The sequence below is a fragment of the Campylobacter sp. LR264d genome, assembly GCF_008633895.1.
Taxonomy (GTDB): domain Bacteria; phylum Campylobacterota; class Campylobacteria; order Campylobacterales; family Campylobacteraceae; genus Campylobacter_D.
On the sequence record NZ_VJNT01000010.1, the window covers coordinates 149,990 to 172,722 of the forward strand.

Genomic DNA, 22,733 nt, shown 5'->3' on the forward strand with positions numbered 1-22,733 from the left:
AAGCCTTACTTAAAAGCTATGAAACTTTCAAAATTTGCCCATTTAAAAATGCTTTCTATGCGTGAAAAACCTGCGTTTTCAAGCATTTTAATATTTTCTTTTTGAGTGTAAGGGATTAATACATTTTCTAAGGCCTCCCTTTTTGATGCAATCTCAAATTCGCTATATCCTTGCCTTTGTTTAAACTCAAAATAAAGTTCTATCATTATTTTTGCGATTTTTGCGTTCTCATAAAGTATTTTTTCGCTTAAAATAAAAAAACCTCCCTTATTTAAAAATTTATAAATTTTATCAACCAAGGCCTGTCTTTGCATGGGTCTTATAAATTGCAGGGTATAACTTGCAATAAATATATCATTTTTAAAAAAATTAAAATCGTTTAAATTTGCTTGTATAAACTCAATATTTGTCCCATAAGCCTTAGCCTTAGTCCTTGCAAGGTCAAGCATAGCACTTGCCTCATCAACTCCACAAAGTAAAAAATCCTTTCTTAATTCAAAAAGTTTTATTAATAAATTTGCTGTTGATGAGCCTAAATCACAAATCTTAGCGTTCTTTTTTGCCATTTTTGCTATGATATTAGCACAAAGATTTAAATTTTCACTATAAAAAGGTATAGAACGTTTTAACATATCATCAAAAACACTAGCTACATTTTTATCAAATTCAAATTGTTTTTGTGGTGTTTTTTGAAAAAGTTTATCTCTCATAAAAGCTCCTTTTTATCTATGTTTTCAAGGAATTTTAAACTTAGTTTAATATCCTTTGAAATTTGAAATTTTAAGGCATCTAAATCACTAAATTTAGCATTTTCTCTTAGAAATTTAACAAAAAAAAGCTCAATTTTTTCATTTTCTTTTATATCAAGCTTAAAATTTTCTATTATATGCGTTTCAATGCTAAAATTTTCATCACTCATTCTAATTCCTACAAAAGAAACGCTTTTAAAAATAGTATTTTTAATACGGGTAAAATTTACATAAACCCCCATTTTTGGCACAAAATAAGAATCATTTTTTAAATTTAAGGTAGGATATAAAGCCCTTTTTCCAAGACCTTGACCACTTATTACAAAGCCCTTTATCTTATAAAATCTACCTAAAAAAGCATTTGCCTTATCAATGTCGCCATTTTGTAAAAATTCCTTTATTAAACTTGAATGAATGCTTATGCCATTTAGCTTAATTTCGGGCACTATTATAGTTTTTATGCCACTTAATTTTTCAATATCACCTGCCCCACAAAGCCTATTTTTACCAAAGGTAAAATCATATCCAACGACTATTTTTTCAAGTTTTGGCAATTCTTTTTTAAGTATTATTAAAAATTTTAAAGGACTTAAGTTTTTAATCTCATTAAAATTTAATTCTACAAGTTCTTTTTTGCTTAATTTTTGTTTATCTTCTTTATCGCAAAGTACTAAGCCCTTAAATTTATCAATGATTAATAAAATTCCATTTTCATCTAAATGCTTTATAAGTTCTTTATGTCCTAAATGAAGGCCATCAAAACAGCCTATTGCTAGGCTTTTGACCCTATTTTTCATAGTGGTAGAAATATTCAACATTTCCATTTTTTCCTTTAACTAACGATTCTTCGCATTTTTTTAAAACCCAGCCCAAATTTTCACAAGCTTTTTCAAAATTCTTTCTAGCCCTTGTAATTTCATCCTTATCAAGCACAACGCCCTTAGTGCTTTTCTTAGCCTTTATTCCAACTTCAAATTGAGGTTTAAAAAGTAAAATTATATCTTTTAAGGCTAAATTATCAATATAAATAAGGACCTTTAAAAGCGAGATAAAACTTAAATCGCAAGTAATTAACTCAAAACTCTCATCGCTTTTAAAATCCCTTAAATCCATATTTTCAAGGCTTTTAATCCTTGGATTATTTTTTAGACTTTTATGAAGTTGATTTGTTCCAACATCAATTGCTGTAATTAATTTAGCCCCGTTTTTAAGTAAAATTTGTACAAAACCTCCAGTACTCGTTCCTATATCTAAGCAGTTTTTATCCTTAATATCTACAAAATGATTTTTTAAAAAGGCTTCTAATTTTAAGGCTGCCCTACTTACATAAAACTCATCCTTTAAACTAAGATTTAAAAGATTTGAAAAAAGTATCTCTTCATCGTTTAAAATGGCTTTTTTATCTAAGCTTGATAAATAATTTTTAACATTAAAAGATGGTTTAAAATTTTCATTATTTAAAGAAATTTGACCTACTAATATTAATTCTTTTGCTTTATTTTTACTTATATTTAAACGCAAAGCTATAAAGGTGTCAAATCTCATTTAAATCCCTTAGCATTTTTTGTAACTCTTTTTTTTCATCAGAAAACCACCACTTAAAAAGCTCGTAAGTGTTTTTATTAAGCACTTTTTCAATCTCTTTTAATTGCTTGTTTAAATTTTTTGTATTTTCTTGCATTTTGCTTAAATTTTGTTCTTTTAAATTTTGTAAATTATCTATTAAAAAGATTAATTCTTTATTATAATCAAGACTAGCAGCGTTTTTATAAGGTATGGTATAAAGGCTAAGGGTGCATAAAATAAGGCTTAGACTAAGGATTAAAAATTTAAATTTAAGTTTAAAACAATAATTATATAAATATGCTATAATAGAACTTAATATAAAAAAATTCATAAAATCAAAAATAAAAGAAAAAAGTTTAAAATAAAAATTACCCAAATAATAAAGCAAAAAAAGCTTTAAACTCATAAGCATATTTAAAATATAAGAAAGTTTATCTAATAATAAAAGCTTAGAACCCTTATAAAATTTAATATTATCGCTTAATATGCTTAAATTTTGAGGCTGATTTTCTATAAAAAAAAGCTTAAAAAGTGCGTAAATTAAGGCGATTAAAAAGCTAGTAAAAATGATAATTCTAAAATCATTATAAGCATTTTTTTTAAACTGAGAAAAAAAGCTTTTTTTAAAAATTAGTAAAAATAATGGCAAAAAAACAAATAAAAAAACATAATCTATACTTTCAAGATTAAGCAAATTTACAAATAAGCTTAAAATGCAAAATAAACTTAAAAAAAATGTCATAAAATATATAAAAAAATTTCCATTTGTAAGCTTATAAAATAGGCTTTCTTCAAGTATAGTTGCAGTTTTTAAAATTTGTTTTTTAGCTTGTAAAAAGCTTTTAAATTCAACAAAAATTCCATAAAAGCTAAAAAATAAAAAAAATGGGGCAAAAACAAAATGCTGCCAACTTATCAAAAAGCAAAAAGGACTAAGCAGAGCTAGAATTTTAAACATTATTTAAAAGGGCATTAAAGGCATTTTCATCAAGCAAATTAACGCCTAAGGCCTTTGCCTTATCAAGCTTGGAACCAGCCTCTTCACCAAAAAGCACATAATCAGTTTTTTTTGAAACACTAGAACTAACCCTACCTCCCATTTTTTCAATCAAGGTCTTAAATTCATCCCTTGGCTTGCTTAAAGTGCCTGTTATTACAAAACTTTTATTAAAAAATATGCTTTCTTCATTTATGTCATTTTTTTCAACACTTAATTTTAAAAGTGCGTAAAAATGTAAAATTCTTTCTTCATTAACCCTAACAAAGTCCAAAATGCTTTTAACCATTTCTATACCAAAACCATCAAGCTTTAAAAGTGCGTTTTCATCTTGCTTAAACCACTCTAAACCAAAGCTTGTAGCTAGTTTTTTAGCCGCTACTTCTCCTATATGTTCAATACCTAAGGCATTTATAAAACGGGTCAACTCACAATTTTTAGCGTTTTCAATGGCGTTTAATAAATTATTTATCTTTTTATCCTTAAAGCCTTCTAAATCCTTAAAATCATCGTATTTTAAATAAAAAATGCTTTCAACGCTTGAAATTTTGCCTTTTTCAAATAAGAGTTGTACTATGCTTTCTCCAAGCCCATCTATATTAAGGCATTTTTTGCTAACAAAATAAATTATAGAATTTACCAATCTTGCCTTGCAGTCTAAATTTTGACACTTTATCAAAGCCCCTTCATCAAGCAAAATGCTACTACAAACTGGACACAATTTAGGTCGTTTAATATCATTTTCTATCCCAGTTCTTCTATCTTTAAAAACATTTGTAATTTTTGGGATTACATCCCCACTTCTAATAACATTTACATAATCATTAATTTTTAAATCAAGCCTTTTTATCTCATCAAAATTATGCAAACTAGCATTTTTAACTATAACCCCATCTAAATTTACAGGTTCTAAAACAGCCACAGGCGTTACAACTCCACTTCTTCCAACTTGCAAATTTATATCAATTAATTTTGTGCTTTTTTCAAGAGGTGGAAATTTAAAAGCTGCCATAAACTTTGGAAATTTAATGGTATAACCTAAACTTTCACAAAGTGCTAAATCATCAACCCTAACTACCATTCCATCCATCATCATAGGCTTTTCATCTCTTTTTTTAAGTAAGCTTTCATAGGCTTTTACAACTTCATCAAAATCCTTACAAAGTCCTACAAAATCATCCTTTAAAAAGCCAAGTTCTCTTATAAACTCCATTACCTGGCTATGTTTTGTAAATTTTAAAGTGTTAAAACCCACGCCCCAAGGATAAAATTTTAAATTCCTTTGCTTAGTAATACTCGTATCAAGTTGCCTTAAACTGCCACTTGCTGCGTTTCTAGGATTTGCAAAAAGACCTTTGTTTTCACTCATTCTTTTTTGATTTAAGCTTTCAAAATCCTTTTTTAATATAACAACCTCGCCTCTTATCTCAATCTTTTCTTTATAAGAAAGTTCTTTAGGGATATTTTCAATCTCAAAAACATTTAAGCTAATATCTTCTCCAATCTCGCCATCACCCCTTGTAGCCCCACTTATCAAATGTCCATTTTCATAAAGTAAATTTAAACTAGCCCCATCAAATTTTGGCTCAATGAAAAAATCATTCTCACATTTTATCCTTTTCATCCAAGCCCTTAATTCATCTTTGTTAAAAACATCTTCCATTGACCACATTCTCGCTAAATGCTTGATTTTATGAAACTCACTTTGTATTAAGGGGGCTACCTTTTGAGTTGGGGAATTTGCATTTATTAAATTTTTGTTATTGCTTTCAAATTCTTTTAGTTCTCTAATTAAAGAATCGTATTCTGCATCACTTGCTAAGGGCATATCCTTTTCATAGTACGTCCTCATCCATTCATTTGCTAAATTTATTTTTTGTAAATACTCATCATAGTTCATAAAATAAGCTCCCCCATAGCCAAGTTTAAAGCAAACATTTGCTTATGTTCGTATAAATCATGCACCCTAATTATATTAGCCCCATTTTTAAAGGCTTGTAAATGTAGATACAAAGTCCCTGCTAGTCGTTCTTTTACTTCGCTTTTAAAATAAGCATTTATAACGCTTTTCCTGCTTGCCCCGATTAATAAGGGCTTATTAAAATGCAAAAAATGTCCTAAATGCTTGATTAAAAGCATGTTATGAACTGGGCTTTTTCCAAAACCAATGCCAACATCTAAAATTACTTCTTTGATTTTATACTTAGCTAAAATTTCAAGCTTTTCTCCAAAAAAATCATTAATCTCGCTTATCAAGTCATTATAATAAGGATTTTCCTGCATTGTAAGGGGGTCATTTTGCATATGCATTAAGCAATAACTTGCCTTATAATTTTGTGCTAGTTTAGCTAAATTTTCATTTTTTAAACCAGTTATATCATTAATCAAATTAAAGCCCTTATTTAAGGCATATTCAAGGCAATACTCATTAAAGCTATCAAGGCTAAAATTTGACTCTTTATAATAATTTTTTTTATAGATTAAATCAAGGCAATTTTTAAGTCTTTTAAATTCTTCTTTTTCCCCACAATACAAACTCCCAGGGCGAGATGAAACTGCTCCAATATCAATAAATTCAGGCTTTAATTCTAAAAAAGAGATTAATCTTTTTTCAAATGCCTTTTCACTCACCCTAGAATCAGCATTAAAACTATCTTCATTTATATTTATTATAGCCATTAATCTAGGGCTTTTCAAATTTGTATTTGAATTTGAAAAATGACTTTGCAAAAAAAGGGCTAAATTTTTTAGCTTAAAATCTTGCTTTTTTTCTTTTTGGATTAATTTTAAAATTTGTTCTTCATTTGCAAGTAAAAGGGCATTTGTATTTTCCTTGCAACAACTTATTATATCTTTATTTGTAACTAATTCAGCACCAACCCTTAAAGAATCTTGTTTTAAGATATTAGCAGCACTACAACTTATATCCTTAATAAATATAAAATGCGTCTTTGTCTTTTTTGACATAATCTCTTGCCCCATTTTGTGAGGTTTGATAAATTCGCATAAAAGATTAAAGTCGCTTTCTTCGTTTAGTTTATAAAAAATCATTTCCTGTCTTTTAAATAAAAATTAAGCAAAAGTGTAGCAAAAATCACCCCACTTTTAGAATTTAGCTTTGCTAACTCATAGCTTTCATAAAAAAATTCAAGCTCTTCTTCGTTAAAATCTGTGATTTTCAAGCATTCCTTGCATAAAAGAACAATTTTTTCTAAAAAAACATTCTTTTCTAATCTTTCATTTTTCTCTAAAAAATCATAAATTGCTTTTAAATCAAGCTTTTTAAGGTCTAAATTTAAATTTCTTTCTTCTTTTTGTACTCGTACTTTTTCGCAAATCAAACGAGATTTTATAGTAGGAAGTAATAAATTCTTAGATGGAACAACTAGTAAGAATTTAATATTTTTAGGAGGTTCTTCAAATAATTTTAATAAGGAATTTTGTGCTTCTACTTCGTAGTGTTGTGCCATTAAAACTATGATTTTTTCATCTTTTTCGGCTATATAGCTTTCCTTTTCAACAGCCCTTGCGTGTTCTATTAAAAAATTTGGTGCTACTAAATTTGGGATAAAACGAAGATTATTAAGTCCATATTTTTTAATCATATCTGCTTTTATATTGTCAAAATCTTCGCTAATTAAAATTTTACTAATAAACAAAAAAGATCCTTAAATACTAATCTTAGAAAATAAAATCGCATCTAAGCTTTTATCAAGAAGTTTAAAAAGAACGATTAATTTCATATCTAAATCCTTATCCTTTGAATTTAGATAAAAACTATCTTGCAATTGTTCATCAAAAATCCACAACAAGCTATCATCCCTTGACCTTGCTATTTGAGATTTTTTATCGTGTATTGAGCCTATATAAAAATATACAAAACCATTTGGAAAGGCGATTTCTAGCATATCATTTAAAAGGGCTATATCTTCTTTGTTTTGAAATTTCTTATCATAAAATGCCCTTAAAGAAACAAAGGGTAGCATAGGTCTAGCTGGATTTGCGTTAATGGATTGTAAAAAATAATTTTCATACCATAAACGAGAATCATCGCATATTAAAATAAAAGTACGTCCTTCTAAAAGTAATTTTAATCTTGCTTGCATTAAGGGAGCCCATTCTAAACGGCGAGTTTCCATCCAAGAATAAAAAACCCCATTGTTTCTAATATAATCAAGGCTAAAACTATGCAAATCTCCCATTTTATTTATCCAAACCATACACAGAATGCAGGGTGCGAACGGCTAATTCTCCATACTTTTCATTAATTATCATAGAAATTTTAATCTCACTTGTACTAATCATGCCTATATTAATTCCTTCATCAGCCAAAGCTTTAAATGCCATTGAAGCCACGCCAGAATGAGATTTCATACCAACGCCAACCACTGAAACTTTTACAACAGCTATATCACTTTCAATAACAGCGTCTTCTCCTAAAATTTCACGCATATTTTTAGTTGCCAAGTTTAGCTCATTTTCAGGCACAGTAAAGCCTAAATTTGTGGCCCCATCTACCCCGACATTTTGAATAATCATATCCACATTTATATTTGCCTTAGCAAGAGAGGTAAAAATTTCAGCTGCTATACCTGGCTTATCCTTAATCTTTCTTAAAGTAATCCTTGCTTGATTTTTATCCAAAGCTATACCACTGACTAAGACCTGTTCCATTCCTTCTTTTGTAATCATTGTTCCCTCATTATCATTAAAACTACTTCTTGTAACTAAATTTACATTTAATTTTTTGGCAAGTTCGACAGAGCGATTTTGCAACACTTTAGCCCCAAGGCTTGCAAGTTCAAGCATTTCCTCATAAGAAATTCTATCAAGCTTTTTAGCCTTAGGTTCAATGCGTGGGTCTGTTGTATAAACCCCATCAACATCTGTATAAATTTCACACAAATCAGCATTTAAAGCCCCTGCAACAGCCACAGCGCTCAAATCACTTCCACCACGACCCAAAGTCGTAACATTACCATCTGAATCAACTCCTTGAAAACCAGCAATTACCACAACCTTACCTTGTGAAAGTTCATTTTTAATCATACTAGTATCAATGTGCTGAATTCTAGCCTTTGTAAATATACTATCTGTCATAATTCCTGCATTTCTACCCGAAAAAGCAACCGCCTTATAGCCTTTTTCATTTAAGGCTATTGAAAGTAAGGCTGAAGTAATTCTTTCACCACTACTTAAAAGCATATCCATATCTTTTCCATTTGGTAAAGAACTAAAATAATTTGCATAATCTATAAGTTGATTAGTAACCCCACTCATTGCAGAAACGACAACTACAAGTTGATGACCTTCATTTATATTTTTAATAACACGTTTAGCCACTGCTTCGATACGTTCTAAGTCGCCAACACTAGTGCCTCCGTATTTTTGAACTATAAGCATTAAATATAACCTTTCTCCTCAAAATATTTTAAAACCTTACAATAAATCTTTTTTTTAAAATGATTAGTAAGTGCGAAAACTTCTTTCATATCAACAAAACGATAATCTTCAAATTCTGGATTTTTAGTATGTATATTAATCTTAGCATCTTGTTTTAAACGTACTAAAAAATATCTTTGAATTTGCCCATCATAAGGATACATTTTATGAACAACTTTAGCAGGAAAATCATAACTTAACCACTCAGGGTACTCAGCAATAATCTCAATCTCATCAGTACCAATTTCTTCTTTTAACTCCCTAAACAAAGCACTTTTAATATCTTCTCCCTTATCAATGCCACCTTGTGGAAATTGCCAGATATTTTCCATATCGCTTCTTTTAGCAATAAAAAGCTTACACTCGAAAGGATATGCATTTGAAAGAACAACAGCAGCGACATTTGGTCTATAATTTTTTTCTTTTTGCATACCCTTTCCTAAAATTTAATGCGTGATTTTAACTTAAATAAAATCAAAATTTGATTAAAATGCTATATAAAAAGATAAATTAAGGTTTAATTTGCATTTATATATACATATTCCATTTTGCGAACAAAAATGTTTTTATTGTTCTTTTACCTCTTTAAAGAAAAATGGACTAGAAAAGCCTTATTTTAACGCATTGCTTGATGATTTAAAATTTCAATTTACTTATTTTAATATTAAAAAAAACTCTATTAAGACCCTTTTTATTGGAGGTGGAACACCAAGTGTAGTACCTTCTGTTTATTATGAAAAACTTTTTAAATTTTTAGAAAATTTCCTATTAAGTAAAGCTGAAATTTCAATAGAAGCAAATGTAAATTCTGCTAGCTATAACTGGCTTTATCAAATGAAAAATTTTAATATAAATAGAATTTCTTTTGGAGCCCAAAGCTTTAACAGGGAAAAACTTAAATTTTTAGGCCGTAATCACTTAAAAAATGAGATTATAAAAGCCCTTGAAAATGCTTATAAAATAGGTTTTAAAAATATAAATTTGGATTTAATATATGATACAAAATTAGATAATAAAAAAATGCTTGAATACGAGTTAAAAAATTTAGAAAATTTTAAGCACATTTTAACACATATTAGTGCTTATCATCTTAGTATAGAAAAAAATACTCGTTTTTACAAAAAGGATTATTTTAAAAAAAATACCTCAAATTTAATGCGTTTTTTTATAAGTAGTATTGAAAATTTAGGTTTTAAACAATATGAAGTAAGCAATTTTGGTAAAATTTGCAAACACAATCTTTCTTACTGGCAGGGTAAAAATTATCTAGCTTGTGGGCTTAGTGGGGTTAGTTTTATGAATAATGCTAGATTTTATACAAAGTCTAATTTAAAAGATTATATTAAAAATCCAAGTTTTAGGGATATTGAAGTATTAAATAAAAAGGATTTAAATTTAGAACATTTATTTTTAGGACTTCGCTCTATAGTTGGCATAGATAAAAAAAGGCTTAATCAAACCCAGCTTGAAAAAGCACTTTTTTTAACAAAGAAAAAAAAGCTAGAATTTAAAAATAATAAATTTTATAATACAAACTACCTTTTAAGCGATGAATTAGTTCTTTTTTTAAGCGATTAATGTTCCATTCTATCAAGGGCTTTTATACCCATTAAATCAAAAGCTGTTTTAATGCTTAAAGATACCACTGCAAAAAGCTTTAAAAGCATTTTTTCATACTTACTACCAACTACACGATTTTCATTATAAAATTTATGAAACAAAGAGGCTAAATTTTTTAAATAATCACAAAGCTTTTGCAAGGACCTACTTTCAAAGGCATCATTTAAAACAGAAGATAAATTTAAACTCTCAAAAAGTAAATTTATACCATCTTCGTTTAAACCTTGTAAATCCTCGTTTATAATATCCTTTATGTCAAGTTCTGCCTTTATGAAAAGCTGGTGAATTCGTGCGTGTGCATAGTTTATATAAAAAACTGGATTTGAGCTATCTTGTTTTTTAAGGGCATTTAATTCAAATTCTAAGTGAGTGTCGCATTTTTTGCTTAAAAACATAAAACGCAAACAATCAACCCCTATTTCATCAATAACCTCGCTCATTAATACAAAGGACCCTGCCCTTTTACTCATTTTATAAGGCTTGCCATCCTTTAATAAAGAAACCATTTGGGCTAATATAACTTCTAAATTATCAGGGTTAAAGCCTAAAAATGCCATGGCAGCCTTCATTCTAGCTATGTAGCCGTGGTGGTCAGCCCCCCAGATATTAATACACTTATCATAACCCCTACTCATTTTATCCTTATGATAAACAATATCAGCTGCAAGGTAAGTTCCACTCCCATCATCCTTTATGATAACGCGGTCCTTTTCATCTTTGTACCTTGTAGATGCTAGCCAAATTTTATTATCCATTTCATAGGTACCACCACTTTCTTTTAGGGCTAAAAGCGTGGAATTTAAAGCATTGTAAAGGGATTTTTCACTAACATAAGAATCAATTTTTATTCTAACATTTTCTAAATCTTGCTTTATTAAAATAAGCATTTCATCCTTTGCCCAATCAGCTAGTTCTTTAATATTACTACCATCTTTAAAAAAAACTTCGTTAAATTTGGCTAAAGCCTTTTTTGCTAAATCAAGTATATAATCGCCCTTATAACAATCATCATCAAAGCTTACATTTTCTTTCAATAAGTCTATTTTTACCCTTAAAAATACGGATTTTCCAAGCAAGGCTATTTGATTTCCAGCATCATTTATATAATATTCTGTGTCAAATTTATACCCTAAATGCCTTGCAATACGAGTTAAACTATCGCCAAAGATAGCCCCTCTTGCATGTCCTATGTGAAGAGGTCCTGTAGGATTTGCACTAATATATTCAAGTAAGAAACTTTTATCCTTTTTTTTACCCCTTGCAAAATCCTTTGAATTTGTTAAGGACTTTGTAGCAAGTGTATTTAAAAAGCCTTTTGAAAGTTTAAAATTTAAATAGCCATTTACCGCTTCAACTCTCTCAAATAAATCATTTTCCTTGAATTTACAAACTAAATCTTGTGCTATTACATTAGGGGATTTTTTAAATTCCTTAGCCAAAGAAAAAGCCAGTGGCGTAGCAAAATGAGCTAAATTTTTATCCTTAGGATTCTCAAGGATAAAATCACGATTTAAAATTTGATAAATTTCTTTATAAACTATATTTTTCAAAATTTAAGCTTTTTTATTTTCGTTAATGCTAGCATCATTTTGATTTAAGTCAGCTTTTTCTTCTAATTTTTCAGTTTTTTTAATATCTTCATCGCTATTCATTTCACTTTTAAAGGTCTTTATGCCCTTACCCAAACCCTTAGCAAGTTCTGGTATTTTCTTAGCCCCAAAAAGTAAAACAATTATCAATAAAATAACGACCCATTGCCATACACCTATTGAACTAATACCCATTTAATCTCCTTTTTCCCATAACTTTTGAAGTTCGTTTAAATTTTGATTTGTAATTTTAGCCCTTTGTGCTAAAAAAATCGCCCTTAAAAGCTTATAACTTTTTTCTAAATCATCATTAATAATCAAATAATCATAATCTTTTAAAGCCTTCATTTCGTCCTTTGCGTTATCAAGTCTTTTTTGCAAATCAGACATTTTATCAGCATTTCGTTTAAAAAGCCTTTGCTTTAATTTAGCCTCGTTTTTAGTGGTTATAAAAATTGAAACTATCTTTTCACCAATTTTTTCCTTAGCTATAAAAAAGCCTTGTACATCTATATCAAAAACTACTATTTTGCCACTATCTAACGCCTTTAAGGTATGCTTTAAAGAAGTACCATAATAATTACCATGTACCTTAGCATATTCTAAAAAATTTCCTTCTTTTATATCTCTTTCAAATTCCTTTTGAGTAACGAAAAAATAATCTTTCCCATGAATTTCACTCATTCTTGGTTCTCTAGTAGTTGAAGAAATAGAAAAATACAAATCCTTTTCAAATTCAGCAAATAATCTCGTTAAAAGCGTGGATTTACCGGCACCACTTGGCCCTGATACAAGCAAGATATAAGGTTTCACTTCTTACTTTCTTCAAAGCTTACTTTAATATTTATATTCATATTCATACCCTTTAAAGCAGCTTTTAGTGTATCATCATTTATGCTTGAGGCAATTGTTTTAGCTATGCTTTGGCTTAATTCTCGTTCGATTTCATCATTTTTACCACTAATACCAGTGCTTATATTAATGGCATGTTCGCTAACTTCTTCGCCTAAGGCTTCTTGTATATCACTTTCTTTTAACTCATCAAAATCATTTTCAGGCAAGACGGGTACGACTAAGTCTTCATTTTCAACGCCTAACTCATCAGTATTTAATATAGGTTCTTCTTTAAAATTTTCTAAAACCTTAGTGCTATTATCCTGTGAGATTTCCATATCCAGTTCATCAATTTGGGCCAATTCTTCTTTGATTTGTTCTTGTACGCTTAATTCTTTAGTATCATCTATATTTTTAATATCATCTTCTTCTATAATAGGTGCTAAATCATCCTTAAATTCATCAACTTCGCTTTTTTGACCTAGGAATTTAGCATCTTCTGGCAAGTCATCAAAATCAAGTTCTTTTTCCTTTTCATCAACGCTTGGTACATCGCTTGGAGTCTCATCTTTAATCTTAGTATCCACCTCTTTTAAGCTAACATCTTTAATCTTTTCTACATGCTTATAATCTTCTTCTTCTGGTATGCTTGCTACAACATCTTCGAAATTTTCTTTTTCTAATTTCTCTTCATCTAAATTTTCATCATCTTCTAAATCTTCACTAAAATCTAATTTCTCGCTTTCTAAATTCTCATCCTTGCTAACTTCTTCACTAATTTCTTTGGAATTTTCATCCCTTATCTCTTCTTCAAAATTCGCCAAATCATCTTTAAAATCATCTACTTCTTCTATACCTTCTTCAATCTTTTCTTCTTCCTTGGCTTCTTCTATACATTCTTCAGGTTCTTTTTCTTCGCCAAGGTCTTTAAAATCTTCATCATCGCTTAAATTTAAATCATCTATGTTTAATTCTTCTTCAAAGCCCTCATCATCCTTTTTATCATTATCTAAGTCCTCTAATTCTTCTTTTATATCCTTATCATCAATCTCCAAAGGATTTATAACAGAATTATCATCTGGCAAATCTTCTAAATTTAAATCATCAAAATTTATTTGCAAATCATCATAAGGATTTATATCACAACTTTCAGCTGGTTCAATCGCATCTTTGACAGGTTCAACAATAACACTATCATCAAATTTCATAGGCTTATTATTTAAAAGTGTTATAAAATCAGTCGGCAAAAATGGTTTTTGTAATAATTCTACATTTTTTTCTTCACACTCTTTATTGCGAGGTATTAAATAAATAAGGCGTTTACACTTAGTTTTTAAAAAATGTAAATCAGCTTGAATATCACTATCTAAGATAATCACATCAAAACCACTTGGGTCCTTTGGGCATTCTTCAAATTCTTCAATTTTATAGGCAAGTTTTTGTACGCTAAGATTTACAAGCCTTGATACAACAGGATTTGCATTAAGAAGTAAAATTTTCATAGTCTATCCTTAAATTTGTTCGTTATTTTATGATAAATTAATTTATTTTTAGCTTATGTAAAAAAAAGTACTTGCATATTTGAAAAAGTTTCTAAGATAAGTTCCTTAAAATACTGCATCATTGCAAATAAAATTACAATCACAACTGCTATTGCAAGTCCTATTTTTATAGGAAAACCAACTACAAGTAAGTTAAATTGTGGCATAGTTTTCATTAAAAGCCCAAAGATAACATCAGCTAGTAAAATAATGCCAGTAATTGGAAAGGCCATTGTGAAACCTATTAAAAATACCTTAAACATAGCATTATTTATATAATGTAAGAAATCTTCACCCGGAAAAAATACGCCAAGTTCTATATAATCAAGACTATAGCCCATAAATAAAAGTATTAAATGATGCCCGTCAAAGGCTAAAAATACAAGAATAGCTAAAAGGTGCAAAAGCTGCGAAGTTAAGGGCACACTAGAACCAGTACTAGGATCTACAACATTTGCCATAGTTAAGCCCATATTAAAGGCTATTTCCTCACCTGCCATCATTATTATATAAAAAACGAGGTCTAGCATAAGACCTGCAACCATACCAAATAAAATTTCAGCTAAAATTTGCAAGATTAAAAAGCTATCTAAATGAACATTATCAAGCCTTGCAAGTGGAAATAAATAAATAGTTAAAAAAAGTGCTATGCAAGTTTTAATGGTAAGTGGAACGGCATTGTGAGAAAAAAATGGAAAAAAAACGATTAAGCCACTCATTCTAGCAAATAACAGCATAAAGGTAGCGACATTTTTATCCGTTAAATAATTAACAAATTCCATAATTTTTTAGGGTATAAATTCTATCACAAAAAGAAGCAAGCTTACTATCATGGGTTACAAAAAATAAAGCTGCGTTATTTGTTTTAACATAATCAATTAGGATTTCTATAACATTCTTTGCGTTTTCAAAATCCAAATTTCCAGTGGCCTCATCAGCAAAAATAATCTCGGGCTTTTTACAAAGTACCCTTGCTATACTAACCCTTTGTTGTTGTCCTCCACTTAATTTTGATACCTTTTGATTTAAAAGCATATCAATACCTAGTTTTTTTAAAATATTTTCATCTAAACTATTGCCCGATAAAACACTTGAAAGTTCGACATTTTCTAAGGCTGAAAAGCCTTTAAAAAGATAATGAGTTTGAAAGATTATACCCATTTTAAAACGGCGAATTTCATTTCTTTGATTTTCTTTTAATGAGTAAAGGTCCTTATCTTTGTAAAAAACCTTGCCAGAATTTGGCTTTAAAAGAGTAGCTAAAATATGTAAAAGTGTAGATTTACCACAACCACTACTACCTTGAATAACTACTGATTCTTTTGAATTTAAAGTAAAATTTAAATTTGAAAAAAGCGGATAATCAAAGCTTTGAGTAAGATTTTCCGCTCTTAAAAGCTCCATTTTAACTCATTTGTGCAGCTACTTCAGCAGCAAAATCTTCATTTTTCTTTTCTAAGCCCTCACCCACTTCAAAACGAATAAATTCAGCTATTTTTATGAAACCACCAAATTCTTTTTCCTTTTCTTTGATAACTTGTTCAATGGTCTTTTTATCATCCATTACATAAAATTGACCCATTAAAGTAAGTTTACTATCAAGTTGAGAATTATCATTTATAAAACTTTCCATTTTTCCAGGTATGATTTTATCCCAAATTTTTTCAGGCTTATTTTGTGCCTTTAACTCAGCCTTAATATCTTCTTCGGCTCTCTTTAAAATATCATCGCTTAATTGCTTTCTACTTGCAAATTTAGGAATCTTATGTTCTGGCTTGTTAGGGTCTTTTAATCTTCTTCTTTCTTCATTATCCTTTTCAAGCTCAGCCACCAAAGCCTTATACTCACTCTCAATAAAGCCTAAATCAAGTTCTTTATAGCTTAAATAAACAGGTTTCATAGCAGCTATATGCATACAAAGTTGTTTTAAGAAATTCTTTGATTTTTGAGCTACTTCTTTATTTTCACAAGCTGCAGCTATAATTACGCCTACGCGTCCATTTGTATGGATATATCCATTTACAATGCCACCTTCATTAGCCTTTAAGGTAGCAAATCTTCTAACAACTAAATTCTCGCCTATAGTAGCGATTTGACTTTTTAAATATTCTTCAAATTTAACCCCATTTATAACGCTTGAATGAAGCTCTTCTACATTTTGTAAACTCTTACTTTGAATGTGTGCTGTAGTATCCTTTGTAAGTGCTATAAATTGTTCATTTTTAGCTACAAAATCTGTTTCTGAATTTATCTCACTAACAGTAGCACTACTAAAATCATCACTTACAACCACACTCACAAGCCCTTCAGCCGCTAATCTATCTGCTTTTTTAGCAGCCTTGCCAAGCCCTTTTTCTCTTAGCAATTGAACAGCCTTATCAAAATCTCCATCTGTTTCTTTTAAAGCATTCTTACAATCCATCATACCTGCGCCAGTGCTTTCACGCAGTTCTTTTACCATTTGTGCAGAAATTTCAGCCATTATTCTTCCTCGCTTTCAAAATCTTCTTCTTTCATAGCCTCTTCAATGACTTCTTGTTTTTCACTCTCACTAACTTCTTTAATCTTTTCTTCGCCTTCTTCTGCATCTTGTTCTCTTAAACTTTTACCTTCTAAAATCGCTTCTGCCATTTCTTGACAAAAAAGTTGTACTGAGCGAATTGCATCATCATTACCAGGTATAGGATAATCAACCAAATCGGGGTCACAATTTGTATCAAGAGGTGCAATTACAGGAATTTTTAAACGATTTGCCTCTTTAACAGCTATTTTTTCTTTAACTGTGTCAATAACAAAAATCATATCAGGTTGAGTTTTTAAGTAACGAATTCCACCAAGATAAGCAAGTAATTTTTCCTTTTTTCTACTAAGCATTAAGGCTTCTTTTTTTGTTAAAAGCTTTATACTGCCATCTTCTTCCATTTTTTCAATAACTTCTAGTTTACGTATAGATTGACGAATAGTGCCAAAATTTGTCATCATACCACCGAGCCAACGATGATTAACATAAGGCATTCCACATTTTTCAGCATATTCTTTAATAGCCCCACCAGCTTGTTTTTTAGTACCTACAAAGAGTATAGTCTTACCCTCAGCAGCAACGTCTCTAACTATATTATAGGTATATCTAAAATATCTTAGAGTTTTTTGCAAGTCAATAACATAAATGCCTTTTCTTTCGCCAAAGATAAATTTCTTCATCTTAGGATTCCAACGTCTTGTTTGATGCCCAAAGTGCACACCACATTCGAGTAAATCTCTCATGCTAACCATAACTTCTCCTTTTAAATTTAGCTTTTTACCTCCGCATCCCTTAAAATAACCAAGCTAAAAAGGATTGATGCGTGTGAAATAAAAGCCGTATTTTAGCAAAGTTAAGTTTATTTTTTACTTATTTGAAGTTTAAAATTTGAAAATTTTCAAATTATTTTAATTTTTCCTATGTAGTTTTTATTACTTTTAATTTATAGCTTTTTCAAATTTTTTAAATTTATTTTTTATCGAAATTTATAGGATTATTTAAGCATTTATAAATTATTATCCCTTTTCAAATCCTTATTTATTTTTAAAGCCCTAAAATAAATAGCAGTATAGCTTATATTATCTCTTTTAGCTAAATAACTAGCTACTTGGTTAGTTGTATTGCCTTGTTGTAGAAGTTGAGATATTTCCACATTATATTTTTTGTATAGTATTGCAATCTTAGGTCTTTTTTGTGTTGGTTCATAGTTAAGCTCTTTTTGTAGCTTTCTTGCTAAATCTTGCAAGGTTCTTAGTAGCAGTGTAATCCTTTTTAGCCATTATGGTATCTATTGCGTAGTTTATTGTGTAGCCTTGGCTAAGTAAGTTAATTCATCTTTATAAGCTATTGCCTTTGAAGCTCTTTTATACTTTGTTATAATGCCTTGTTCGCTTAGTTCTTTTCTAGTAATTCTAAACGATTATATAAGGTTTGAAAGACTATATTTTTATCGTTATACTTTTCTATTAAGCCCTTAGTAATAGCGTATCTGCTATAACCTTGTTTAAATAACTCACTCACTTCGGCTAAGTATTTTTCACTAACCTTTAAAAGTGGATTATACCCTATGTATTTATTTAAAGCACCAAGTAACATAGCATTTAATTCTTTTAGTTCAGGTTTTAAAATGGCAAGTTTAGCTAGTATTTGTGTGTTTCCTAAACCTTGTTTATAAAGGTCTTGTATTATGCCCCTATTATCAAAAATAGCTTATTAGTCCTTGCCTTTTTAGCATTAATGTATAAAGGTTTTAATTCCCTATAAGTCATATTTTTATAGTTTGTTTCCATTTTATTATGCAGTTCGTTAAACTCATTTTCGTTAATATAACATTCTTCAAAGACTTTTCTAAGACATAACCTTTCTTTGCTATATTTGTCTATTACTAGGTAAGATTTTCCCTTATATACTCCAAAATCACTCGCATATATTTTATTTAAGATATTTGACATTGTGCCCCTTTTAGTTTTGTAAATTATACTTTCTTTTTGCTTAGGTTTTGTTTTAAATTATAATGGGATATTTTAGAACTAAGGCAAATTTAAAAAAGTTAAAAATACAATTATAAGTTATTTTTGTTAGGTTTAAATATTATTTTTTATCAAAATTAGGCAAAAAACTCTAACTTCTTAAGCTAAAGATAAATTGCCTAATTCAAACACAATCACTTCTTAAAAGCCTTTACAATCTTAGCTTGAAGTTTAAACCAGTCTTTAAGTAGCATTAAAGGATAGCCTCCATAGGCATTACCACCTTTTAAATTCTTAGAAACTCCACCTCTTGCAGCAATGCTTGTAAAATCACCTATTTTAAGGTGTCCAGCCGTTCCGCTTTGTCCACCCATTATTACATTTCTACCAAGTTCTGTAGAACCTGAAATTCCAACTTGAGAAACTATTAAACAATGTTGACCAAGTTTGCAATTATGTCCTATTTGAACGAGATTATCTATCTTTGTGCCTTCTTTTATAATAGTACTATCAAAAACAGCCCTATCAATAGTACTACAAGCCCCGACTTCTACATAATCTTCTAAGATAACATTGCCATTATGATAAATTTTATAATGTTCCCCACCCTTGCTATGTGCATATCCAAAGCCATCACTCCCTATAACGCAATTTGCAAGTAAGTGGCATTTTCTACCAATTTTACTATCATTATAAATAACTACATTTGGATGAATGATACTATCATCTCCTATGCTAACATTATCACCTATGTAAGCCCCAGCCATTATAACAACATTTTCACCTATACTAACATTATGCCCTATATACACATTTGGCATTATAGTAGCACTTTTTGCAATCTCATGTTTTTTTTCTTTAACATTTGTTATTAATGGCTTAGCAAAAATTCTACTTAAAAAGGCAAAGCTTAAATGAGGATTAGAGCTTATAATAGCCTTAGTATCCTTTGGCACCAAATTTTCATGCTCTTTTAAAACCAAAATCGCGCCAGCACCTGTATTTGTGATATCCTTAGCGTTTTTATCCCCATCACAATAGGTAAGTTCGGTAAAATTTGCCTTAGATAAGGAATTTAAACCCGAAATATCAATATCCTCATCCTTATAGTCAAGATTTAAAAATTCAGCAATCTCACTTAATCTCATTTTATCTCCATTAAAACTGAACCACTGCGAACTATGTCGCTTGGATTGTATTTTTTAATAGTCTTGATAAAATTATCAATCCTATTTGCATCATCAGCTACCATTAAAAATAAAAAATTCTCATTACTATTTGCAATCGTTCCATTATACGCCTTTAATACTGCGTCAAGCCCTCCTAAATTTTCATTTAGTGGAATTTTAACAAGGGCCATTTCTTTTTCTATAAATTCTCCACTTTCTATAACCTTATAGGTTGGGATTAATTTATGAAGTTGTTTTACTATTTGTTCAAATACCTTTTCATTGCCCGAAGTTACTATATTTACACGGGAAAATTCGCTTGAAACAATGGGTGCAACCGTAAGGCTATCTATATTATAACCTCTACCTGAAAAAAGCCCAACAATGCGAGATAAAACCCCATGTTCATTTAAAACTATAACTGATAAAATTCTTCTCATTTTTTATCCTTTGCTGTTGGTAAAATCATATTATAAATAGCAGTTCCGGCAGGAACCATAGGTAAAACATCTTCAAAGCGATCAATTTGTACATTTAAAACTGCTGTTTTATCGCTTTTTAAGGCCTTATTAAAGGCGTTTATAAATTCATCCTTGCTTTTAATATCAAAGCCCTCGCAACCAAAACCTTCTGCGATTTTTACAAAGTCAGGTTGATTTTGTAGATTAGTTTCTGAAAAATGTTCGTTATAAAACATACTTTGCCATTGTCTAACCATGCCTAAGAATGCGTTATTTAAAATAATGTTTATAAATTTAATCTTATATTCGTTAGCTGTCATTAATTCTTGTATATTCATTAAAACGCCACCATCTCCAACGAAATTTATAATAACCTCCTCATCTTTAAGAACTAATTTTGCACCAAGGGCTGCAGGTAAAGAATAACCCATAGTACCAAGCCCACCACTTGTTGAAAACTGCCTAGGATAATTAAATGGGAAAAATTGTGCAACCCACATTTGATGTTGACCAACATCAGTTATAATCCTAGCATTTGGGACTATCTTAGCACATTCTTGTATAACCCATTGAGGTTTTAAAATTTCATCACTATCATCATAAGACATAGGATAAAGATTATTATATCTTTTCAAGGTTTCAAGCCATTCTTTATCATTTGGATTAAATTTTTCTTTTTTAAGTTCAAGTAAAAGCTCATCCACAACGCATCTAATATCACCAACTATAGGAAAATGCACATCAATTATCTTAGAAATAGAACTTGGGTCAATATCTATATGAACTATCTTTGCAGCTTTAGCAAATTCGCTTGTCTTGCCCGTAATCCTATCATCAAATCTAGCCCCAATAGATATTAACAAATCACATTCACTAAGTGCCATGTTAGCAGCATAACTTCCATGCATTCCTGCCATTTTTAAATTTAAACTATCATCATTTGCTAAAACACCTAAGGCCATTAAGGTTTCAACAGCTGGAATTTGAGTAAGTTTAACTAATTCTCTTATACTATCACTTGCATTTGAACTAATACAGCCTCCACCTAGATAAAATAATGGCCTTTTAGCCTCTTTTAACAACTCGGCTAACTTTTTAATCTGCTTTGCATTGCCCTTATAAGTTGGCTTATAAGTTTTCATTGAAATTTCACTAGGATACTCCCAAGTCCCAAGATAAGCACTAACATCCTTTGGTATATCAACATGAACAGGTCCTGGACGTCCACTTTTTGCTATATAAAAGGCCTCTTTTAAAACGCGTGGCAATTCATCAATATGAGTTACAAGATAATTATGCTTAACGCAAGGCCTTGAAATGCCAACTGCATCAATTTCTTGAAAGGCATCAGTACCTATTAAAGAAGTAGAAACTTGCCCTGATATTAAAACAAGAGGGATTGAATCACTATACGCAGTAGCAAGTCCTGTAATGGCATTGGTAAAACCGGGTCCACTTGTAACAATGGCAACGCCAACCTTGCCACTAACCCTAGCATAACCATCGGCTGCGTGAACTGCGGCTTGTTCGTGTCTAACTAGTATGTGTTTAAAATAATTTTGTTTATAAATTTCTTCATAAATGTTTAAAGCAGCCCCTCCTGGATACCCAAAAACTACTTCAACATTTTCTTCTTTTAAGGCTTCACATATCATCGCTGAACCACTTATTTTACTCATTTTGTATCCTTAAAGTTCATATAAAAAATTTTGCGAACAATTGTAACATATAAAACAAAATACAAGCTTTAAATTTAGCATTAGTATAAAAAAATGTTTCAATCAGTAAATTTAACCAAATATTAAAAAAATATCATTTTTAAAAATTTTCAAGGAGAATATATGAAAAAAATTTGTGCAAGTTTAGTGGTGCTTTTAGTTTTGAGTGGTTGTGGCTATAAAGGTGGTAGTGAATTTTTAGAAATGCACGATAAATCAAGTATTCAAAAAGAATTACCTCTCAATAAAATTACAAAACAAGAAATAATTGCTAAATTTAGAAAGCCAAATGATGAAAGTATATAATGCTGCTGGTGAAACAATAGATGTTGGTGGAAAAAATATAGTCGCATTTAATTCTATTAATTATAGCTATATAGAAGGTGGGGCAAATCCGGCAAGTTATGTACCAGTTGTTGGTGGTTTAATAGGAAGCAATGAAAGCGAAAACACTTTTATATATTTATGGTTTGATAAAAATGACAAACTTATACAATATGTATTTACAAAAGGACAAAATAGTTCAGGCACTAAAGTAGAATTTTAATGATAAATG

The 22,733-nt window shown here is 29.8% G+C and carries 27 protein-coding genes; 3 read left to right on the forward strand and 24 right to left on the reverse strand.

All coding sequences use genetic code 11. From position 1 onward, the window contains the following. Window positions 1–5: 5 nt before the first annotated feature. From cmoA to FMM56_RS02610, 10 genes are read right to left on the reverse strand one after another with little or no spacing between them, the layout of a single operon-like run. Window positions 6–710: a carboxy-S-adenosyl-L-methionine synthase CmoA gene (gene cmoA / locus FMM56_RS02565; RefSeq protein ID WP_150141146.1), complete on the reverse strand. Its 705-nt coding sequence runs from the start codon at window positions 708–710 to the stop codon at window positions 6–8. Then, entirely contained in the window at window positions 707–1,567 is an 861-nt protein-coding gene (locus FMM56_RS02570) for a bifunctional riboflavin kinase/FAD synthetase (protein ID WP_150141148.1), read from the reverse strand. The genes cmoA and FMM56_RS02570 overlap by 4 nt, the downstream gene beginning before the upstream one ends. Then, complete coding sequence (locus tag FMM56_RS02575; protein ID WP_150141150.1) at window positions 1,536–2,294, reverse strand: TlyA family RNA methyltransferase; 759 nt, start codon at window positions 2,292–2,294, stop codon at window positions 1,536–1,538. Before FMM56_RS02575 ends, FMM56_RS02570 begins: the two co-directional genes overlap by 32 nt. Next, window positions 2,284–3,234 (reverse strand): hypothetical protein, encoded by a 951-nt coding sequence (locus FMM56_RS02580; protein WP_190319009.1) that lies wholly within the window; start codon window positions 3,232–3,234, stop codon window positions 2,284–2,286. Before FMM56_RS02580 ends, FMM56_RS02575 begins: the two co-directional genes overlap by 11 nt. Before the next feature lie 31 nt (window positions 3,235–3,265). Further along, window positions 3,266–5,212: an NAD-dependent DNA ligase LigA gene (gene ligA, locus FMM56_RS02585; RefSeq protein WP_150207693.1), complete on the reverse strand. Its 1,947-nt coding sequence runs from the start codon at window positions 5,210–5,212 to the stop codon at window positions 3,266–3,268. Beyond that, window positions 5,209–6,363, reverse strand: a complete 1,155-nt coding sequence (gene folP / locus FMM56_RS02590) for a dihydropteroate synthase (RefSeq protein ID WP_150141156.1) — start codon at window positions 6,361–6,363, stop codon at window positions 5,209–5,211. The genes ligA and folP overlap by 4 nt, the downstream gene beginning before the upstream one ends. Continuing rightward, window positions 6,360–6,971 (reverse strand): DNA polymerase III subunit delta', encoded by a 612-nt coding sequence (locus FMM56_RS02595; protein ID WP_150141158.1) that lies wholly within the window; start codon window positions 6,969–6,971, stop codon window positions 6,360–6,362. Before FMM56_RS02595 ends, folP begins: the two co-directional genes overlap by 4 nt. Window positions 6,972–6,980: 9 nt before the next feature. After that, window positions 6,981–7,514 (reverse strand): HobA family DNA replication regulator, encoded by a 534-nt coding sequence (locus FMM56_RS02600; protein ID WP_150141160.1) that lies wholly within the window; start codon window positions 7,512–7,514, stop codon window positions 6,981–6,983. A 1-nt stretch (window position 7,515) separates the two neighbouring features. After that, the gene (locus FMM56_RS02605; RefSeq protein WP_150141162.1) at window positions 7,516–8,715 is read right to left on the reverse strand and encodes an aspartate kinase; all 1,200 of its coding nucleotides are present in this window, start codon (window positions 8,713–8,715) and stop codon (window positions 7,516–7,518) included. Then, entirely contained in the window at window positions 8,715–9,185 is a 471-nt protein-coding gene (locus tag FMM56_RS02610) for an RNA pyrophosphohydrolase (protein WP_150141164.1), read from the reverse strand. The genes FMM56_RS02605 and FMM56_RS02610 overlap by 1 nt, the downstream gene beginning before the upstream one ends. Window positions 9,186–9,276: 91 nt before the next feature. Here FMM56_RS02610 and hemW point away from each other — a divergent pair, with 91 nt between their 5' ends. After that, window positions 9,277–10,332, forward strand: coding sequence for a radical SAM family heme chaperone HemW (gene hemW, locus FMM56_RS02615; RefSeq protein ID WP_150151487.1), 1,056 nt, complete (start codon window positions 9,277–9,279; stop codon window positions 10,330–10,332). On the opposite strand, the gene argS is transcribed toward hemW, so the two are convergent. The 14 genes from argS to FMM56_RS02685 form a co-directional block, all read right to left on the reverse strand. Then, window positions 10,329–11,924 carry an arginine--tRNA ligase gene (gene argS, locus FMM56_RS02620; protein WP_150141168.1) on the reverse strand — a complete coding sequence of 532 codons (1,596 nt, stop codon included), beginning with the start codon at window positions 11,922–11,924 and terminating at the stop codon, window positions 10,329–10,331. The two genes, hemW and argS, sit on opposite strands and share 4 nt — an antisense overlap. A 3-nt stretch (window positions 11,925–11,927) precedes the next feature. After that, entirely contained in the window at window positions 11,928–12,143 is a 216-nt protein-coding gene (tatA, locus tag FMM56_RS02625; protein ID WP_411675305.1) for a twin-arginine translocase TatA/TatE family subunit, read from the reverse strand. A gap of 15 nt (window positions 12,144–12,158) precedes the next feature. Then, entirely contained in the window at window positions 12,159–12,776 is a 618-nt protein-coding gene (gene gmk, locus FMM56_RS02630) for a guanylate kinase (RefSeq protein WP_150141172.1), read from the reverse strand. After that, window positions 12,773–14,299 carry a hypothetical protein gene (locus tag FMM56_RS02635; protein WP_150141174.1) on the reverse strand — a complete coding sequence of 509 codons (1,527 nt, stop codon included), beginning with the start codon at window positions 14,297–14,299 and terminating at the stop codon, window positions 12,773–12,775. Before FMM56_RS02635 ends, gmk begins: the two co-directional genes overlap by 4 nt. Before the next feature lie 53 nt (window positions 14,300–14,352). Continuing rightward, window positions 14,353–15,120 carry a flagellar biosynthetic protein FliR gene (gene fliR, locus FMM56_RS02640; protein ID WP_150141176.1) on the reverse strand — a complete coding sequence of 256 codons (768 nt, stop codon included), beginning with the start codon at window positions 15,118–15,120 and terminating at the stop codon, window positions 14,353–14,355. Beyond that, on the reverse strand, window positions 15,107–15,742 hold the full coding sequence (locus FMM56_RS02645; RefSeq protein ID WP_150141178.1) for an ABC transporter ATP-binding protein: 636 nt from the start codon (window positions 15,740–15,742) through the stop codon (window positions 15,107–15,109). The genes fliR and FMM56_RS02645 overlap by 14 nt, the downstream gene beginning before the upstream one ends. A gap of 1 nt (window position 15,743) precedes the next feature. Continuing rightward, the gene (gene tsf / locus FMM56_RS02650; RefSeq protein ID WP_150141180.1) at window positions 15,744–16,820 is read right to left on the reverse strand and encodes a translation elongation factor Ts; all 1,077 of its coding nucleotides are present in this window, start codon (window positions 16,818–16,820) and stop codon (window positions 15,744–15,746) included. After that, window positions 16,820–17,611, reverse strand: a complete 792-nt coding sequence (gene rpsB / locus FMM56_RS02655) for a 30S ribosomal protein S2 (protein ID WP_150141182.1) — start codon at window positions 17,609–17,611, stop codon at window positions 16,820–16,822. The genes tsf and rpsB overlap by 1 nt, the downstream gene beginning before the upstream one ends. A gap of 254 nt (window positions 17,612–17,865) precedes the next feature. Next, the gene (locus FMM56_RS02660) at window positions 17,866–18,105 is read right to left on the reverse strand and encodes a hypothetical protein (protein ID WP_150207695.1); all 240 of its coding nucleotides are present in this window, start codon (window positions 18,103–18,105) and stop codon (window positions 17,866–17,868) included. 146 nt (window positions 18,106–18,251) lie between these two features. Next, window positions 18,252–18,455, reverse strand: a complete 204-nt coding sequence (locus FMM56_RS02665; protein ID WP_150207697.1) for a hypothetical protein — start codon at window positions 18,453–18,455, stop codon at window positions 18,252–18,254. A gap of 89 nt (window positions 18,456–18,544) precedes the next feature. Continuing rightward, window positions 18,545–18,811 (reverse strand): hypothetical protein, encoded by a 267-nt coding sequence (locus tag FMM56_RS02670; protein ID WP_150141188.1) that lies wholly within the window; start codon window positions 18,809–18,811, stop codon window positions 18,545–18,547. A gap of 212 nt (window positions 18,812–19,023) precedes the next feature. Then, on the reverse strand, window positions 19,024–19,977 hold the full coding sequence (gene lpxD, locus FMM56_RS02675) for a UDP-3-O-(3-hydroxymyristoyl)glucosamine N-acyltransferase (protein ID WP_150141190.1): 954 nt from the start codon (window positions 19,975–19,977) through the stop codon (window positions 19,024–19,026). Next, window positions 19,974–20,438 (reverse strand): acetolactate synthase small subunit, encoded by a 465-nt coding sequence (gene ilvN, locus FMM56_RS02680; protein ID WP_150141191.1) that lies wholly within the window; start codon window positions 20,436–20,438, stop codon window positions 19,974–19,976. The genes lpxD and ilvN overlap by 4 nt, the downstream gene beginning before the upstream one ends. After that, window positions 20,435–22,138, reverse strand: a complete 1,704-nt coding sequence (locus FMM56_RS02685) for an acetolactate synthase large subunit (RefSeq protein ID WP_150207699.1) — start codon at window positions 22,136–22,138, stop codon at window positions 20,435–20,437. The genes ilvN and FMM56_RS02685 overlap by 4 nt, the downstream gene beginning before the upstream one ends. Before the next feature lie 162 nt (window positions 22,139–22,300). Here FMM56_RS02685 and FMM56_RS02690 point away from each other — a divergent pair, with 162 nt between their 5' ends. Both FMM56_RS02690 and FMM56_RS02695 read left to right on the forward strand, forming a co-directional pair. Then, window positions 22,301–22,483 (forward strand): hypothetical protein, encoded by a 183-nt coding sequence (locus FMM56_RS02690; RefSeq protein WP_150141195.1) that lies wholly within the window; start codon window positions 22,301–22,303, stop codon window positions 22,481–22,483. Continuing rightward, on the forward strand, window positions 22,467–22,724 hold the full coding sequence (locus FMM56_RS02695; RefSeq protein WP_150206292.1) for a hypothetical protein: 258 nt from the start codon (window positions 22,467–22,469) through the stop codon (window positions 22,722–22,724). The genes FMM56_RS02690 and FMM56_RS02695 overlap by 17 nt, the downstream gene beginning before the upstream one ends. Window positions 22,725–22,733 lie beyond the last annotated feature (9 nt).

Excerpts from the sequence above, each read along its gene's own strand:
- folP (WP_150141156.1), bottom strand. The coding sequence starts at position 6,363 with ATGATTTTTTATAAACTAAACGAAGAAAGCGACTTTAATCTTTTATGC.
- ilvN (WP_150141191.1), bottom strand. The coding sequence starts at position 20,438 with ATGAGAAGAATTTTATCAGTTATAGTTTTAAATGAACATGGGGTTTTA.
- FMM56_RS02570 (WP_150141148.1), bottom strand. The coding sequence starts at position 1,567 with ATGTTGAATATTTCTACCACTATGAAAAATAGGGTCAAAAGCCTAGCA.
- tsf (WP_150141180.1), bottom strand. The coding sequence starts at position 16,820 with ATGGCTGAAATTTCTGCACAAATGGTAAAAGAACTGCGTGAAAGCACT.
- rpsB (WP_150141182.1), bottom strand. The coding sequence starts at position 17,611 with ATGGTTAGCATGAGAGATTTACTCGAATGTGGTGTGCACTTTGGGCAT.
- FMM56_RS02670 (WP_150141188.1), bottom strand. The coding sequence starts at position 18,811 with ATGTCAAATATCTTAAATAAAATATATGCGAGTGATTTTGGAGTATAT.
- FMM56_RS02600 (WP_150141160.1), bottom strand. The coding sequence starts at position 7,514 with ATGGGAGATTTGCATAGTTTTAGCCTTGATTATATTAGAAACAATGGG.
- fliR (WP_150141176.1), bottom strand. The coding sequence starts at position 15,120 with ATGGAATTTGTTAATTATTTAACGGATAAAAATGTCGCTACCTTTATG.
- FMM56_RS02685 (WP_150207699.1), bottom strand. The coding sequence starts at position 22,138 with ATGAGTAAAATAAGTGGTTCAGCGATGATATGTGAAGCCTTAAAAGAA.
- FMM56_RS02690 (WP_150141195.1), top strand. The coding sequence starts at position 22,301 with ATGAAAAAAATTTGTGCAAGTTTAGTGGTGCTTTTAGTTTTGAGTGGT.
- FMM56_RS02695 (WP_150206292.1), top strand. The coding sequence starts at position 22,467 with ATGATGAAAGTATATAATGCTGCTGGTGAAACAATAGATGTTGGTGGA.
- FMM56_RS02610 (WP_150141164.1), bottom strand. The coding sequence starts at position 9,185 with ATGCAAAAAGAAAAAAATTATAGACCAAATGTCGCTGCTGTTGTTCTT.
- FMM56_RS02605 (WP_150141162.1), bottom strand. The coding sequence starts at position 8,715 with ATGCTTATAGTTCAAAAATACGGAGGCACTAGTGTTGGCGACTTAGAA.
- FMM56_RS02645 (WP_150141178.1), bottom strand. The coding sequence starts at position 15,742 with ATGGAGCTTTTAAGAGCGGAAAATCTTACTCAAAGCTTTGATTATCCG.
- FMM56_RS02635 (WP_150141174.1), bottom strand. The coding sequence starts at position 14,299 with ATGAAAATTTTACTTCTTAATGCAAATCCTGTTGTATCAAGGCTTGTA.
- cmoA (WP_150141146.1), bottom strand. The coding sequence starts at position 710 with ATGAGAGATAAACTTTTTCAAAAAACACCACAAAAACAATTTGAATTT.
- FMM56_RS02575 (WP_150141150.1), bottom strand. The coding sequence starts at position 2,294 with ATGAGATTTGACACCTTTATAGCTTTGCGTTTAAATATAAGTAAAAAT.
- FMM56_RS02665 (WP_150207697.1), bottom strand. The coding sequence starts at position 18,455 with ATGTTACTTGGTGCTTTAAATAAATACATAGGGTATAATCCACTTTTA.
- ligA (WP_150207693.1), bottom strand. The coding sequence starts at position 5,212 with ATGAACTATGATGAGTATTTACAAAAAATAAATTTAGCAAATGAATGG.
- lpxD (WP_150141190.1), bottom strand. The coding sequence starts at position 19,977 with ATGAGATTAAGTGAGATTGCTGAATTTTTAAATCTTGACTATAAGGAT.